10 protein-coding genes are annotated in these 14019 nt (G+C 51.2%); 8 read left to right on the forward strand and 2 right to left on the reverse strand.

Annotation, left to right across the window (positions count from 1 at the left end; genetic code table 11):
* Nucleotides 1-27 precede the first annotated feature (27 nt).
* The 3 genes from ACMXX3_RS10235 (at nucleotide 28) to ACMXX3_RS10245 (ending at nucleotide 3790) form a co-directional block, all read left to right on the forward strand.
* On the forward strand, nucleotides 28-666 hold the full coding sequence (locus ACMXX3_RS10235) for an SAF domain-containing protein (protein WP_421084607.1): 639 nt from the start codon (nucleotides 28-30) through the stop codon (nucleotides 664-666).
* Nucleotides 667-668: 2 nt separating this feature from the next.
* A complete protein-coding gene (locus ACMXX3_RS10240; protein WP_421084608.1) occupies nucleotides 669-2063 on the forward strand; it encodes an AAA family ATPase in 1395 nt (464 codons plus the stop codon).
* Between the two features lie 182 nt (nucleotides 2064-2245).
* Nucleotides 2246-3790, forward strand: coding sequence for a sensor histidine kinase (locus ACMXX3_RS10245; protein WP_421084646.1), 1545 nt, complete (start codon nucleotides 2246-2248; stop codon nucleotides 3788-3790).
* A 77-nt stretch (nucleotides 3791-3867) separates the two neighbouring features.
* Here the strand turns inward: ACMXX3_RS10245 and ACMXX3_RS10250 are convergent, their stop codons facing one another.
* A complete protein-coding gene (locus ACMXX3_RS10250) occupies nucleotides 3868-4116 on the reverse strand; it encodes a WhiB family transcriptional regulator (RefSeq protein WP_135013289.1) in 249 nt (82 codons plus the stop codon).
* 282 nt (nucleotides 4117-4398) lie between these two features.
* On the opposite strand from ACMXX3_RS10250, the gene ACMXX3_RS10255 reads away from it, so the two are divergent.
* Nucleotides 4399-4809, forward strand: coding sequence for a hypothetical protein (locus ACMXX3_RS10255; RefSeq protein WP_421084609.1), 411 nt, complete (start codon nucleotides 4399-4401; stop codon nucleotides 4807-4809).
* Here ACMXX3_RS10255 and ACMXX3_RS10260 read toward each other — a convergent pair.
* Complete coding sequence (locus ACMXX3_RS10260) at nucleotides 4760-8506, reverse strand: FtsK/SpoIIIE domain-containing protein (protein ID WP_421084610.1); 3747 nt, start codon at nucleotides 8504-8506, stop codon at nucleotides 4760-4762. The two genes, ACMXX3_RS10255 and ACMXX3_RS10260, sit on opposite strands and share 50 nt — an antisense overlap.
* Nucleotides 8507-8839: 333 nt before the next feature.
* On the opposite strand from ACMXX3_RS10260, the gene glf reads away from it, so the two are divergent.
* The 4 genes from glf to ACMXX3_RS10280 are packed head-to-tail and all read left to right on the forward strand — an operon-like array spanning nucleotide 8840 to nucleotide 14018.
* Entirely contained in the window at nucleotides 8840-10027 is a 1188-nt protein-coding gene (glf, locus tag ACMXX3_RS10265; RefSeq protein WP_421084611.1) for a UDP-galactopyranose mutase, read from the forward strand.
* An 11-nt stretch (nucleotides 10028-10038) separates the two neighbouring features.
* Nucleotides 10039-12060, forward strand: coding sequence for a glycosyltransferase (locus ACMXX3_RS10270; RefSeq protein WP_421084612.1), 2022 nt, complete (start codon nucleotides 10039-10041; stop codon nucleotides 12058-12060).
* Nucleotides 12057-12953, forward strand: coding sequence for an ABC transporter permease (locus ACMXX3_RS10275; RefSeq protein ID WP_421084613.1), 897 nt, complete (start codon nucleotides 12057-12059; stop codon nucleotides 12951-12953). The genes ACMXX3_RS10270 and ACMXX3_RS10275 overlap by 4 nt, the downstream gene beginning before the upstream one ends.
* Nucleotides 12954-12956: 3 nt before the next feature.
* Entirely contained in the window at nucleotides 12957-14018 is a 1062-nt protein-coding gene (locus ACMXX3_RS10280) for an ABC transporter ATP-binding protein (RefSeq protein WP_421084614.1), read from the forward strand.
* Nucleotide 14019: the final 1 nt, after the last annotated feature.

The following is a 14019-nucleotide window of genomic DNA, read 5'->3' on the forward strand; positions in this document are numbered from 1 at the left end:
ATTGATGTGACTCAAAGAGGTGTCATTATGTCAACGCAGTCTGAAGCTACCCGCTACAAGAAGCCTGGGTTCAAAGACCCCAAACTTGTGATTGGTCTATTACTGATTCTTGTGTCCGTAGTGGGAGTTGTTGGAATCGTACGGTTTGCCAATAAATCTGAACCCTTCTACATGGCTTCTTCTGATATCAAAATTGGTGATGCCCTTACGTCCGCAAATCTTAAGGTGGTGGACGTCCAGTTGGGTGAGTCTGCTGGTCACTATGTGAGGGCTGACGTTGAGCTCACAGAGGGGACTGTTGCTATGCAGCCGATTAAGTCCGGGGAGCTGATTGCGTCATCTGAAATTACTGATGAATTGAAGGACGGACGCCGCCTCACCACCCTGCTGATGGACCATTACGCGGTTGCCGGGTTCTCATCAGGAGACCTGGTGGATGTTTGGGTTTCCTTCAAACGTGAGGGGTCAAACGACTATGAGGCACCCCAGAGCCTGGTATCCCATGCAGAGATCCACTCAATCACTGCTCAGGAATCTATCATTGGCGGAACAGGTAAAACCGCAGTTGAGCTGTGGGTCAACGCCGATCAACTGAGCCAGGTCTTGAGTGCGTCCAACGGCGGGGCAGCGATTAACCTGATTCCGGCAGCCTATGGGGAGGGATAATCATGATGCATATTCCCCTTCTTGTCCTTGGGGACGTCAGCGGTCGGTTCATCTCTGGAATTGAAGCCCAACGCGGGAACGTCAATGTGATCCGCCATATCCAGGACATGGGAGAACTGTTAGGGATTGCACGAAGCGGAATAGCAAGGGCAGCTCTGATCGTCACCCAGTCCGAGGAACTGACCCTTTCGACAGTGACCTCACTGGTAGAAGCAGATGTTGCCGTCTGCGTAATCAACGATGTGGATGAGCAAACCCGTTTCAACCAGGTCACCTACATCGATTCTTTAGCTGATATCTCTGAGGTAATCTCTTCAATCCAACAGGCAGTCGATGACCTAGCTTCTGGGCAGGGAACTGAACCAGAGGAAAGGACCCCGGGGGCTGGGGTTCCGGCAGCAGAGGTGGGAGCCGATATTCCTGAAGGCGAGGACCAATCTAGTCAGTCACCAGATAACCAACCAGCTGAATCATCTACTGGAAAACACGGACAAACCATTGTTGTGTGGGGGCCAACCGGCGCACCCGGCCGGACCACAATTGCGGTAAATATAGCTGCAGCCTATGCGGAAAAAGGCTATTCTGTGTGCCTGGTAGACGCAGACACCTACGGACCTGCTGTCAGCGCCGTTCTTGGCCTCACCGACGAGTATTCCAGTCTTGCCCAGCTCTGCCACCACGCAGAAAGAGGCCAGCTGACCCAAAATACAGTCGAGGAACTAAGAACCAGTATCTCCCTCTCGCATGGATCCCTAGACGTCATCACAGGGATTAACAGACCAGACCGTTGGGCTGAAATCCGACGGCATACTTTTGAACAGGTTATTGCTTCTTTGACGGCTGCTTACGATATCGTCGTTGTTGACACCGGCTTCTGTCTTGAGGAGGATGAAGCCCTCACTTTTGATGGCCTGGCACCTCAGCGAAACGATGCTACGCTTGCAGCCATAGCAACTGGTGACCATACTGTAGTGATAGGTCAGGCAGATATTGTGGGTATTCCCCGGTTGATTAAGGGGTACGAGCACCTGAAACAACAGTTTGAACAGCTTGAAGAAACAGACATCACCATTGCCGTAAACCGGGTCCGTTCTGAATCAGTAGGTCCGGCTGCCCGTGGTGCTCTGGAACATTCCTGGAAACGATTTGGCCCCAATCACCCGATAGATTTCTTTCTATCTGATGACTCAACGACTGTTGAAAAAGCCAGGTTGGCTGGCCAAACTGTCTTCGAAACTGACCCTAACTCAACTATTGCCCAAGAGATGAAGATGCTCACTGACCTTGTGCACCGGAAGCTGGGGATAGGACGTCCTGAAGGGAAAGAAGACCAGGCAGGTAGCCACACTGGAAAACAAAGGCGGAACTGGTTCGCACGGAAAAGAAAACCAAGTTAACCCTAGTTATCCCTGCGCTGCTAGGTAGGTTGCGTGGAGGAACCAACAATGAAATATCAACTGGATAATTAGGAGCTCTTAGCGCTACCAGCCTAGGCTGTGTAGTAAGACTGGCCGCACAGATACCCCAGCGGAACCGGCAACAGCATAGTACGGCAACCAGAGTTAACTAGGAGCGATGTATCGTGACTCTAACTGAAGTCCTCACGAAAACAGGTGTCTACGGGCCGGGAGATATTGAATGGCTGCATCTTCTAACAAATGAATGGCAAATCATCGCAGATACTGGCTACTGCGATTTGATGCTGTGGATTCCTGATTGGGAGACTATTTCCGACCATTTCTCCCTTTCCCAATCCCTACCTGCTTCCACTGGTTTTGTCAGCGTTGCTCAGATCCGCCCCTCCACTACACATACCGTTTTCTATCAGGACCTGGTGGGCGTGCCTCTCATGGCTGATTTGGTGGACAGGGCAGTGGCTAGTTGGAATAGCCAAACCCCTAAAACAGTGAAGGACGATCATTACCTCACTGATATCGTCCTCGATACAGAGTTCTTCCCGCTGATTCGTAATGGGCGGACGGTTGCTTTGCTGTCGGTCCACAGGGAAAGTTTAGGAACCCGTAAACGACAGAAAGCTGAGCGGGTTTACCGGGACGTCTCGCACCACCTATTGTTGATGGTTTCACGAGGAGCTTGGCCGGAGTTCTCAGCCCCGGTGGGTACCGCTCATGGCAATCCACGGGTCAGCGACGGCTTGATCATGGTAGATACGGATGGCCGGGTAACCTATGCTTCGCCCAATGCCCTCTCGATCTACAAGAGAATTAATTATGAGGGCGATTTAATTGGTAACAGTCTCCTAGAGGTGACTCGGGCCCTCCTGCCGTCCGGAGAGAAGGCCGACGAAACCCTGCCACTGGTCCTTACCGGACGTATGCCGTGGCGGGCTGAAATCAAAGCCCATCGTAAGAGCGTGACCTTCAGAGCTATTCCCCTCCGCCATTTTTCCCGCTTGGGCGAAGAACGCTACGGGGCAGTTTTGCTGTGCCGGGACGTCACCGAGCTGAGGCACAGGGAACAGGAAATGATGTCTAAGGATGCCACGATTCGGGAGATTCACCATCGGGTTAAGAACAACCTCCAGACAGTTTCTGCCTTGCTCAGACTCCAATCCCGACGAATGACCACTCCGGAAGCCAAAGAGGGCCTAGAGCAAGCGATGCGGCGGGTTGCCACAATCGCTTTGGTTCATGAAGCCCTATCGCAGGGATTGAACCAGGACGTTGATTTTGATGAGTTGATTGGTCGGCAGTTCCGTCTGGCAGCCGAACTGGCTTCGCCCGGCCAACATGTTGAGACCGTCATCGAAGGTACCTTCGGTATGCTGCCCAGCCAGATCGCAACACCTCTTGCCCTTGTGATAAATGAGGTAGTCGCTAACGCAGTAGAACATGGTCTGGCAGGGGAAACGGGCACGGTTACATTAGGGTGTCGCCACCATTACGACGAGAAGCAAAACCATAGCATGGTGGTCACCGTTCAAGACAGTGGCGAAGGAATCCCTGATCAGAAGATTCAGGAACTAGAAGAAGGTGCCTCCACCACTGGCCTGGGTACCCAAATCGTCAAGACACTGGTTTCTAGTGAGCTCAATGGATCGATTCACTGGTCAGCAGGTTCAAAGGGGGGAACGCTGGTAACAATAGAAGTACCTGAAATCTAGAAGACTGGGAAAATAAAAAAGTGGGGCTATCCGATCGAAGGGATAGCCCCACATGAAACTCATAGGTTGAGTGTCCTTTAGGAAGCTCGACGAGCACGGGCAGCCCGTCGTTTCATGGCGCGACGCTCGTCTTCGCTCATGCCTCCCCAGACACCTGAATCCTGGCCAGTTTCAATTGCCCACTGCAGGCATGTGTCCATAACAGTGCAGCTACGGCAAACATTCTTCGCTTCCTCAATCTGAAGCAGGGCAGGCCCGGTGTTCCCTACTGGGAAGAAGAGTTCAGGGTCTTTTTCCAGACAAGCAGCACGGCTTCGCCAATCCATTAGCATGCTCTCCTATAGGGGTAACCGGATTAGCTGATGAAAACTCACCAGCAACTAACAAAAAAATCTGGCCCCTTTGACAAGGGGCCAAACTTGAACCTCAATAACTCTCGCACGTTATGAGGACTTAGACAAGGGGTTTATGAGCCAAAATACTCCTAACCCCTGAGGTAAATGTCACAGGTGTGCAGTCGGGGGTGAAAGTGCGTGAGAGCTGACACTCCTGGACGCTTATCCTAGAGGGGAGAAGGTCCCTCATATTGCAGGAAACAAGGAGTAAAAATGACGAATAACCGACCTCAATCTTCACTGAAAGCCCCAACCAGCGTCCTGATAGTAGCCTTCATTGGCGCACTTCAAATGATCTACCTTGTCGTTGTGGCTATTTGGGGAACAATAAGGGCAGATGAGTTAGGGCCTGCAACTGTACTAGCCAGCTTTTACTTTATTCTTGCAGGTGCGCTTGGCCTTGGCTTGTTCGCCCTGTATCAGGGGAAACGATTCGGTCAGCCCCTGGTTTTAGTCTGGCAGCTTTTTGCAGTCATTATTGGGGTGCAAACCGCCTTGGGCGGCTTCTATCTCATGGGGATTAGCTCTACAGTTTTAGCTGGTTGCGCTGTTCTCCTGCTGTTTTCGAAGGACACTATGGGGTATCTAGGGGCAGGTAGTCTTGAGCGACCTGAGCGCCGTTAGTTCCAGGTTCAGGTAAGGCCACCTGAAAGGCCAAGACCATTGAACCAGTGAAGAGCACAGCCCTGCCTTCGGGTACCTTGCCGTCTGTCCGGAGATCGAGTGGTAGGGGAGTGCCTTGGAAGAACCCTAGGTCCATGGGGTTTTCTGGACGGAGGGCTAAGCCGGTCGACGCACCATGCACGGCTGAGAGGATGGGGGATGTGCTCCAGCGCGGCCAGTGTTTGTAGGTAAAAAGTATCAGGTCAAAGCGGTCTTTCAACTTTAGGATTCCTTGCTGGACGTCTGCCGGGAGGAACTCTAAATCATCAATGAGAAGGGTGGGCCGGTTTGAGCTATTTTGCTGGGATAAGGCTGCTTCAATATCTTCTAGGCTAGGGTGCTGGGTCGCGGAGAGCTTGATGAAACTCTGGCCCGGGTTTGCCTGAATCAGGCTGGCTAGCAAAGTACTTTTTCCTGACTTTTCATTTCCACAAACTGGTACCAATGTGTTGTTGCCTGTGGGTAAATACACAGGCCTATGATTCCGATCTAAGCCCAGAAGGAGGGCGTCCTGTTTAGGTGCAAATCCCGACCCAGCTTGGAGAAACTGGCTCACTGAAACCTGCTGAGGCAATGGGGGCCATAACGCACTGCCTCCCGGCGCTGGAGACATCGATATTGATTGAAACTGGGCATACGATTTTTGGTCAAACCGGGCCCAGGTAAAGTGAGCTGCAATGATCTTCCCTTGGGCATATCCGCTTACTGCCTTCCCTTCAAGAGCCCACAGGCCCTGAGGCGGACGGGGATAATCTTTCTGGTGGGATTTCACGGGGTGGGCTTGAATTGCCTGGGCAGAATACAGAATGTGCGTAAAGGCCTGCTGGAACTTGCCCCGGACCTGTTGCATGGCAACGCAGAATATGCGGTGGCGAACGGGATTGGGCGAAGTAATTGCTTCTAACAGCTGTGATTCAGCTTCAGGATGGCGGGCTAATAGCTCCGTCAAGGTGTCAAAACCATCGATGAGAAGCAGAAAACTACGGCCTATTGGCTGGGATAGTTCTGCCAGGATGAGACGCATAAAGTCCAGATCTTTTGGAGTCAGTATCTGTATCTGGCTGTATTGGCTGAACAAGGACCGATACTCGGCTGCTGTTTGCTCAGATTCTGTGAAAAAGAGTACTGGATTTTGGTGTGCAACAGATTGGAAAAGCAATACCCGAAGGGGCACAGCCCGGTCTGCTGGGCTGGCCATCATGAGTAGGGGCTCAGGAGAACTTCCCCATCGCAAGGTCTGCTGAACTGCCAATTCAGGAATCTCGTAATCACCCAGGACGTAGGTGCAACCGGTATTTACCTCTGAGTGCTGAAGGGTCACAAGGGGGCCAGCTGGAACCTCCGGAATTGGTTGGTAACGGGTTGCTTGAGGGCTGGTATGAAGCGATGAATTGAGGGTTTGCAGCTCCCGATCAGTCAAAGCACCAGAATTAGGTTCATGTGCAGCCTTCACTGGCTTTTGGTCCAAAACAAAACGTACCTTGATATTGTCAGAGGTTTCTACCTGATACAGTCCGTCAAGAAGGGGTGCCTGAAACTCAATGAGCTGACCACTACCCTTACTGAGGAAGCCTCGCCCAGGATCGGTCGAAGCTATGCTAGCTGCTTCATCAGAACCAAGGACGTTCAATGATTCTTGGGCAGAGCTGACTCGCAGGCAGATTACTGACGAGATATTTGCCCTGATGTCCTGTGAAATAGCGCCCTGGGGTCTCTGCGTTGCCAACATGAGGTGATAACCCAGAGACCGGCCGATCGTTGCGATGCGCATGATTTCTTGCATGATATCTGGGTAGTCGTCCACGAGCATTTTGAATTCATCGATGCAGAGAACTAATTCAGGCACTTCAGGAGCAAGTTGCCGATCACGACAGACCTGTAGGTAATCTTCGTAGGAACTCACACCTGCTTGGAGAAAAAGTTTCTTCCGAGTATTCAAATCAGCCCGTAAATACTGAAGCGTACGTCCCATCAAAGTGTCATCTAAATCGGTGATAAAAGCGGCAACATGGGGCAGGGGAGCCAAGGGGCCGAGTCCAGCGCCTCCCTTGAAATCAATCAGTACTAGCCCCAAACGTTCGGGAGGGTATTGCAAAACCATAGACCACAGAATCGTCCGAAGTAACTGTGATTTTCCAGAGCCTGTTGTGCCTGCACATAAGAAATGGGGGCCCTCATTAGTCATGTCAAGACAAAGATCTGAACCCGACTCAATATCCAACCCAAGATAAAAAGAAACAGTTGGCGCCCAAGTCCTATCAAACAGCTTATAATCGGATGGCCGCTCAAAGTTGGGGATACAGGAGGTGCGCTCAGGCCTACGGGGAGACAGGGCACCAGCAAAAGCCCTGGTCTCATGCAGCTCATCCATCATCCGGGTACTCGACATCCCGTCGGGAATGACAGACTCCCAGCCCTCAGGAATCTCAATGATCCCACTACTTCCTTGATTACCTACTACAAGCTGGGTGACATAGTCTGGAACACGCGGAATCATACGGGGAGTGAACAGAACACCGCCTGATAACTGCGGAACCTGGTTGATGCCTACAAGCTGAACCTTTGAAGAGCCAGCAAGGGCTTCGAGAACTTCACTATAGCCAGGTAGGTGATCAGCAAGAGCAGCACCGGATGCTAAATCAGCGGGGACAGAGCAGGTAACGCCCCGATGAAGCAACTGACAAATCAAGGCCCTCTGCGAAGCTAAGGGAAGCTGAGGCCAAACGTGCGGTATTTGCTCGAAAGAAACTATCCAGGGAACACCATCAATGACTGGAAGCTCCCCCGACTTTTGGTGAGCGCACACGGCCCGGATAGGCCGACGTCCTCGTCCGATGACGAACCCTTGATCGGGGGCAACTGAGCGGTGCCCCCGATACCGGGCCATCGAAGCAAGCTCATCTGCAACCAGTGGGGCGAATAATTTCTTACTCCGACTGGTTTCCCTGCCTGGGGAAAGCAATTGCAACCCCATCACAAGAGAGGACCCCAAAGCCAATAAAAGGATGAACCAAAGGCCTGTGTACCAGGCTAGTAAAGAACCAATGACAACAGGGAAACCGACCATCACCACGTTTAACCACAGGGGCCGTGCTGCGGGAATATCAATTTCTCGAACGGATGGATCGACAAATAGCCCTGACTCAGCATTTGAAACCCGATCAACCACACAAATGCTGTTGCCCACTTGAAACGACTGGCCCAAGGCCACGGGAGTTGAATGATTTCCCTGTACGAAGGCAATTCCCGTACCCGAAACTTCGAGATAACCGTGTATCGGTTCAAGGGCCGTGTCATCGATACGAAGATGTTGAGCATCTCTGCCTAGACTCCAAAGGCCTCGGGCAAGGGGGAACCGTTGCTGAGAATCAGGCCCGTGAACGACAGTGAGGGTAAAAAGTGGCCGGTTACCTTGAGATAAACCGGTACTTTCTGAAAGTTGTTCGCAGCTAAAAGTTGCCCCGTCTAAGTCATGGATTTCAAGGGGAGATAGGGCCCTAATATCCTTTCCTTCCAGGAACCAAACGTAGGCATCGGTGTTCCACAGCTGGCATAGTTCTTTCCAGAGGAAGACCCCTGTTGGGTGCCCACTCAGGGTAAGGTGCACGGCCCGGAAGGACGAAGCTCCCGGCTGCTGAACTCTCAGTTTTAGATCCATGCGATGCACTAGACACCAGAAGATGTGCCATTGCAAGGGCGCAAACCGCAAAAACAACCTTATAAAGTTGTTTTGAGCTTGTTAGGTGGAAAAATATTCAACAATTTCGATAACAAAGCACTCAGACAGAAGCGGGGCGCCGCTCGGGGGAATAATCACACGGCTCCAAAAGCCAATTTTTCAGACACTTGGGCCTAGAATCCGGTAGTTTTATCTATAACTGTGTTTGCCCCCAACTCAGGCAAGCCAACCCCAATGTTTCTACACCGTAGAAAGCAGAGAACGGCAGCTCCCTGCCAAATCAGGTTGCAGCCCCAAACAAGGAGTATGTAAGTGAACGCTGATCTTGTAGTAGTAGGCTCTGGCCTTTTCGGCCTGACCATCGCAGAGCAGGCTGCAACCGAACTCGGCCTCAAGGTTGCCCTGCTGGACCGTCGCCACCATATTGGCGGTAACGCATACAGCGAGAACGAAGAAAAGACCGGCATTGAAGTCCACCGCTACGGCGCCCACCTCTTCCACACTTCCAACGAACGGGTCTGGGAGTACGTCAACCGTTTCACCGGGTTCACCAACTACACCCACCGTGTATACACAAACCACAATGGGATTGTTTACCCCATGCCCATCAACCTGGGTACTATCAACCAGTTCTTTAATGCCTCCTACTCACCGGCAGAAGCCAAGGCCCTGATTCAGGAGCAGGCTGGCGAACTGGCCGGCACCGACCCCAAGAACCTCAACGATAAGGGTATTTCTCTTATCGGGCGTCCGCTCTACGAAGCCTTTATCAAGCACTACACCGCAAAGCAGTGGCAGACCGACCCTGCCGACCTTCCCGCTTCCATCATTTCCCGCCTGCCGGTGCGTTACAACTACGACAACCGCTACTTCAACGACAAGTACGAGGGTCTGCCTGTAGATGGCTACACCGCCTGGCTGGAACGAATGGCAGCCCACCCCAACATCGAAGTTCACCTCAACACTGACTTCTTCGAAGAGGGCCACGAATACTCCCGCTCCAAGGTCCTCGGCCAGGTGCCCGTTGTCTACACCGGTCCCGTTGACCGCTACTTTGATTACGCCGAAGGTGACCTGTCCTGGCGCACCATCGACCTTGAAGAAGAAGTTCTTGACATCGAAGACTTCCAGGGCTGCTCCGTCATGAATTACCCCGATGCTAACTACCCCTTCACCCGTATCCACGAATTCCGTCACTTCCACCCCGAACGTGACTACACCAAGGACGCCACCGTTATTCACCGCGAGTACTCACGCTTTGCCGAAAAGGGCGATGAGCCCTACTACCCCATTAACACCAACGCCGACCGCGAAATGCTCCTGAAGTACCGCGAACTCGCCGGTGGTGAACAGAACGTCCTCTTCGGCGGACGCCTGGGTACCTACAAGTACCTCGATATGCACATGGCAATTGGTGCTGCCCTCTCAATGTTCGACAATAAGCTCCGCCCCCACTTCGAAAAGGGCGAAAAGCTCGTGTCCGGTGGAATTGAAGCCTAAGGTACCAAGGTATGACTACTAATACTTCCTCTGAAAAGGTCCAGTTACGAACCCTCCAGCGGGTGATTTTCCCCGAAGCGGTTCAGACCGATGTTATCCCTCTGTACGTTGATGCTGGCAAAGCAAACGGGGTCCAGTTGCCCACCCGTGAGGACGGTGATTCAAGCGAAACTTTCGCTAGGGCAACTGCCGCCCAGGAAAGCCAATCAGCGTCAACAGCCAAACCAGATGCAGGAAATGTTCTAGGGCGTCAGTCAACCTACCTGGCGCAAGGAAAGAGTATTTCTTTTGGAACCTATTTCAATGCTTTTCCTGCCTCATATTGGCGGCGTTGGACAGAACTGAAAAAGGTTTATCTGAATGTCGTCACCTCTGGTGAAGGCATGATCGTCGTCTATAAGTCCAATGCTCGCGGTGTGATACAGCGTGTGGACGCTGCAGTTGTCTCCGGCGAGTCAAACCGAACTTTTGAACTGAGCTTGGCCCCCTTCGGTGATGGCGGCTGGTATTGGTTTGATCTCGAAGCAACCAATTCAGATTTGAAGCTAGTTGAGGCCAATTGGAAGGGCGATATCGTCCCGCGCCTGGGCGAAGCTGGTGGGCAGGCAACAGTCCAAATCACCACCATGAATAAGGTCGAATACTGTATCGACAATATTCGATCCCTGGGTGAAAACATCGAGATTTTCGATTGCGTCAAAGAATTTCTCATTGTTGATCAAGGAACCCAGAAAGTTGCAGACCATCCTGACTTTGAGGAAGTCGTAGCACCTCTTGCCGGTAAGTTCCGAATTATCAATCAGGGCAACCTGGGTGGCTCCGGTGGCTTTGCGCGCGGCATGTACGAGTCAGTCAAGACAGGAAGCGACTACGTCTTACTCCTAGACGATGATGTTGTAGTCGAACCTGAGTCCATTCTGCGTATGGTGACTTTTGCAGATTACTGCAAGAACCCCACCATCGTCGGAGGCCATATGTTTGATATGTATGACCGAACCGTCCTTCACGCCTTTGGCGAAGTCGTCAACCCATGGCGTACCTTCTATGACCGTCCTAATCATGAAATGACCCTGGGACATGATTTGGGCCGGTGGAACCTTCGCAATACCCACTGGATGCACCGTCGAGTAGACGTTGATTATAACGGTTGGTGGATGTGCCTTATCCCCACCGAGGTAGTCCGGCAGATTGGGCTTTCCCTGCCCCTATTCTTGAAATGGGACGATGCTGAATACGGCTTGCGCGCAAAAGCAGCTGGTATCGCAACTGTCTCATTCCCTGGGGCCGGTCTGTGGCATGTATCTTGGACTGACAAGGACGATTCTGTTGGCTGGCAGGCATATTTCCATGAGCGAAATCGTCTGATTACTGCCCTTATTCACTCGCCCTTTGAAAAGGGTGGATCAGTATTGCGTGAATCTCTGTTCCTGGACTTCAAGCATGCTCTTTCCATGCAGTACTACACTGAGGAAGGCCGCCTGATGGCAATTGAGGATCTGCTTACTGGTCCCGGTCATTTGCATGATTCTTTGAGCTCTCGCTTGCCAGTTATTCGTGCTAAAGCCTCTGAATATATCGATGCACAGCTGAAAACTAACGTAGATGACTACCCTCAGCCCAAGACAAAGAAACCTCCTTTCAAGGGGCGTCGTAATTTTGCACCGCCTTCATACAAGAATTTGATTCCGTGGACCCTCAAGACGGTTGGCCGTCAGGCCTTTAAACCTGTAGATGAGCTAGCTGAAACAAATCCGCAGATTCAGTTGGCTTACCAGGAAAACCGCTGGTGGACGGTTTCCCGTTTTGACTCTCTTCTGGTCACCAACGCTGAAGGCACTGGAGTTTTCTGGTACAAGCGGAACCCTGCAGAACTACGTTCGAAACTTGCAAAGGCAGCTACCTTGCACGCCAAGCTTTTCAAAGATTGGGAAAAGCTACGTAAACAGTACAGGGACGCTGCAGAAGAAGTTGCCTCGTACGAGGCTTGGGAAAAAACCTTTGAAAAACATACGGAGTCTGAAGTTACTCGATGACAGAAATTGCTAATCGAGAGTTCTCAGCCCCCGGCCGTGGCCGGGGGCTACGGGACGCTCTACACCACAGATATCTCCTTAAACTCCTTGTTGATAAGGAGATTCAGGTCCGATACCGGGGTTCTATCCTGGGAATCGTCTGGTCATATATTAAACCAGCTGTTCAGTTTTTGGTTTTCTACCTAGCGCTGGGCATCTTCTTGGGCTTGGAAAAGGGTTTGCAGAACTATTCTGTGTACCTCTTTTCTGGGATTATCGTAATCAACTTCTTTTCAGAATGTTTTAGCAATGGTGCCAGGGCTTTTGTGGTCAATGGTGCTCTGATCAAGAAGATATATCTCCCCAGGCAGCTCTTCTCGCTGTCTACCATCTGGGTAGGTATTATCCATTTTCTACCTCAACTTCTGGTGTTGATGGCTGCTTGTTTCTTTGTGGGCTGGCATCCTGATATTAAACAGTTACTTGCGATTGTGGCAGGTGTTGTGTTGGTCGGTCTCTTTGGTCTTGCGACCGGCATGATTTTCGGTGTAGCCAATGTTTTCTTCAGAGACTCGGAAAATCTGGTGGATATGTTCCTCATGATGGCCACGTGGCTATCACCAGTTATGTATTCCTGGACAATGGTTGCCCGAGAAGTCACAATCCCAAATATCGAATTATTGTATATGGCTAATCCCTTGAGCGTAGCTGTTGAGCTTTTCCATTATGGGTTTTGGAGCCCAACACTTTCCGGCGACCAGCTGCAGATCTTGACTGATGGTGGATACTGGTACATGGTCCCTAACTTGCTTTCAATGTGGGTCCCCATTGCATTCGGTATTTCATTGGTGCTTTTGCTGCTAGGTAACTACCTCTTCCGTAAGTTTGAGGGTAATTTTGCTCAGGAGCTGTAAGCAATGAAGTTAGACATTTTTGATCTCCCAGCTGTCGCGCCGGATGCTCCGGATGTCATCCGGATTAAAAACCTCGATAAGCGTTTTGTGCTGAGGCATACCCGTTCAATGAAAGAAGCCTTTATCTGGCTCATTAAAGGCCGGAAGGGTGACTTAAGCAAGAAGTTCAATGCGTTGAGCGACATTAGCCTGAATATCCGTGAAGGGGAGCGGGTCGCCCTTTTGGGTTATAACGGTTCCGGCAAGTCAACTTTACTCAAGATGATTTCAGGGGTGATGCAGCCGGACGGAGGATCGGTTGTTTCACGAGGCAGAATGGCAGGTTTGATTGAAGTAGGCGCTGGATTTCACCCTGACCTGACAGGGCGTGACAACGTTTACCTTAACGCTGCAATCCTGGGTATGGAGAAGCACGAGATTGACGAGAAATTTGACGAAATCGTTGAGTTCTCTGAAATTGGCGATTTTATCGATACCGAGGTCAAGTTCTATTCATCAGGCATGTATCTGCGACTAGCTTTTGCCGTGGCTGTGCATACTAACCCCGAGATTTTCTTGGTTGATGAAATTCTGGCTGTTGGCGATGAGCCCTTCCAACAGAAGTGTCTCCGTCGTATCAAGGAACTTTGTGCAGAAGGTAAGACCCTCGTGGTTGTTTCGCATGATCTTGACCTGATGGCTCAAATCTGTGACCGTGGCGTGGTGCTCGAAAAAGGCCGGGTCAAGTTTGACGGTGAGGCCATGGAGGCTGTCGACGTGATGCGTGAGCAGCCTTTAGGCACCACAAAGAAACGGCGTTTCGAGGGCGATCTGCTGATGATTAAGCAAAAGCTAGAATCATTGGCTGTCAATAAGAAGGAACTTGAAGCTGCACTTGAGCAGAAGTCACCAGAGCCCGTTCATGTTTCTCTCATAGGCATTGCAGATGAAACTCAGTCTGAAATCAATAAAATGACGAACGCTGAAAAATACGACCTGGTGCTTTCTGAAATTGAGCGACTTCATAAGAAACGCGAGCGTATTAATGCCCGAACTACATCGATTCCTGCGATGCTAGTTGACTAGT

Source organism: Rothia nasimurium (assembly GCF_049068285.1).
GTDB classification, from domain to species: Bacteria; Actinomycetota; Actinomycetes; order Actinomycetales; family Micrococcaceae; genus Rothia; species Rothia nasimurium_I.

Excerpts from the sequence above, each read along its gene's own strand:
- ACMXX3_RS10250 (WP_135013289.1), bottom strand. The coding sequence starts at position 4,116 with ATGGATTGGCGAAGCCGTGCTGCTTGTCTGGAAAAAGACCCTGAACTC.
- ACMXX3_RS10240 (WP_421084608.1), top strand. The coding sequence starts at position 669 with ATGATGCATATTCCCCTTCTTGTCCTTGGGGACGTCAGCGGTCGGTTC.
- ACMXX3_RS10255 (WP_421084609.1), top strand. The coding sequence starts at position 4,399 with ATGACGAATAACCGACCTCAATCTTCACTGAAAGCCCCAACCAGCGTC.
- ACMXX3_RS10275 (WP_421084613.1), top strand. The coding sequence starts at position 12,057 with ATGACAGAAATTGCTAATCGAGAGTTCTCAGCCCCCGGCCGTGGCCGG.
- ACMXX3_RS10260 (WP_421084610.1), bottom strand. The coding sequence starts at position 8,506 with ATGGATCTAAAACTGAGAGTTCAGCAGCCGGGAGCTTCGTCCTTCCGG.
- ACMXX3_RS10280 (WP_421084614.1), top strand. The coding sequence starts at position 12,957 with ATGAAGTTAGACATTTTTGATCTCCCAGCTGTCGCGCCGGATGCTCCG.
- ACMXX3_RS10235 (WP_421084607.1), top strand. The coding sequence starts at position 28 with ATGTCAACGCAGTCTGAAGCTACCCGCTACAAGAAGCCTGGGTTCAAA.
- ACMXX3_RS10270 (WP_421084612.1), top strand. The coding sequence starts at position 10,039 with ATGACTACTAATACTTCCTCTGAAAAGGTCCAGTTACGAACCCTCCAG.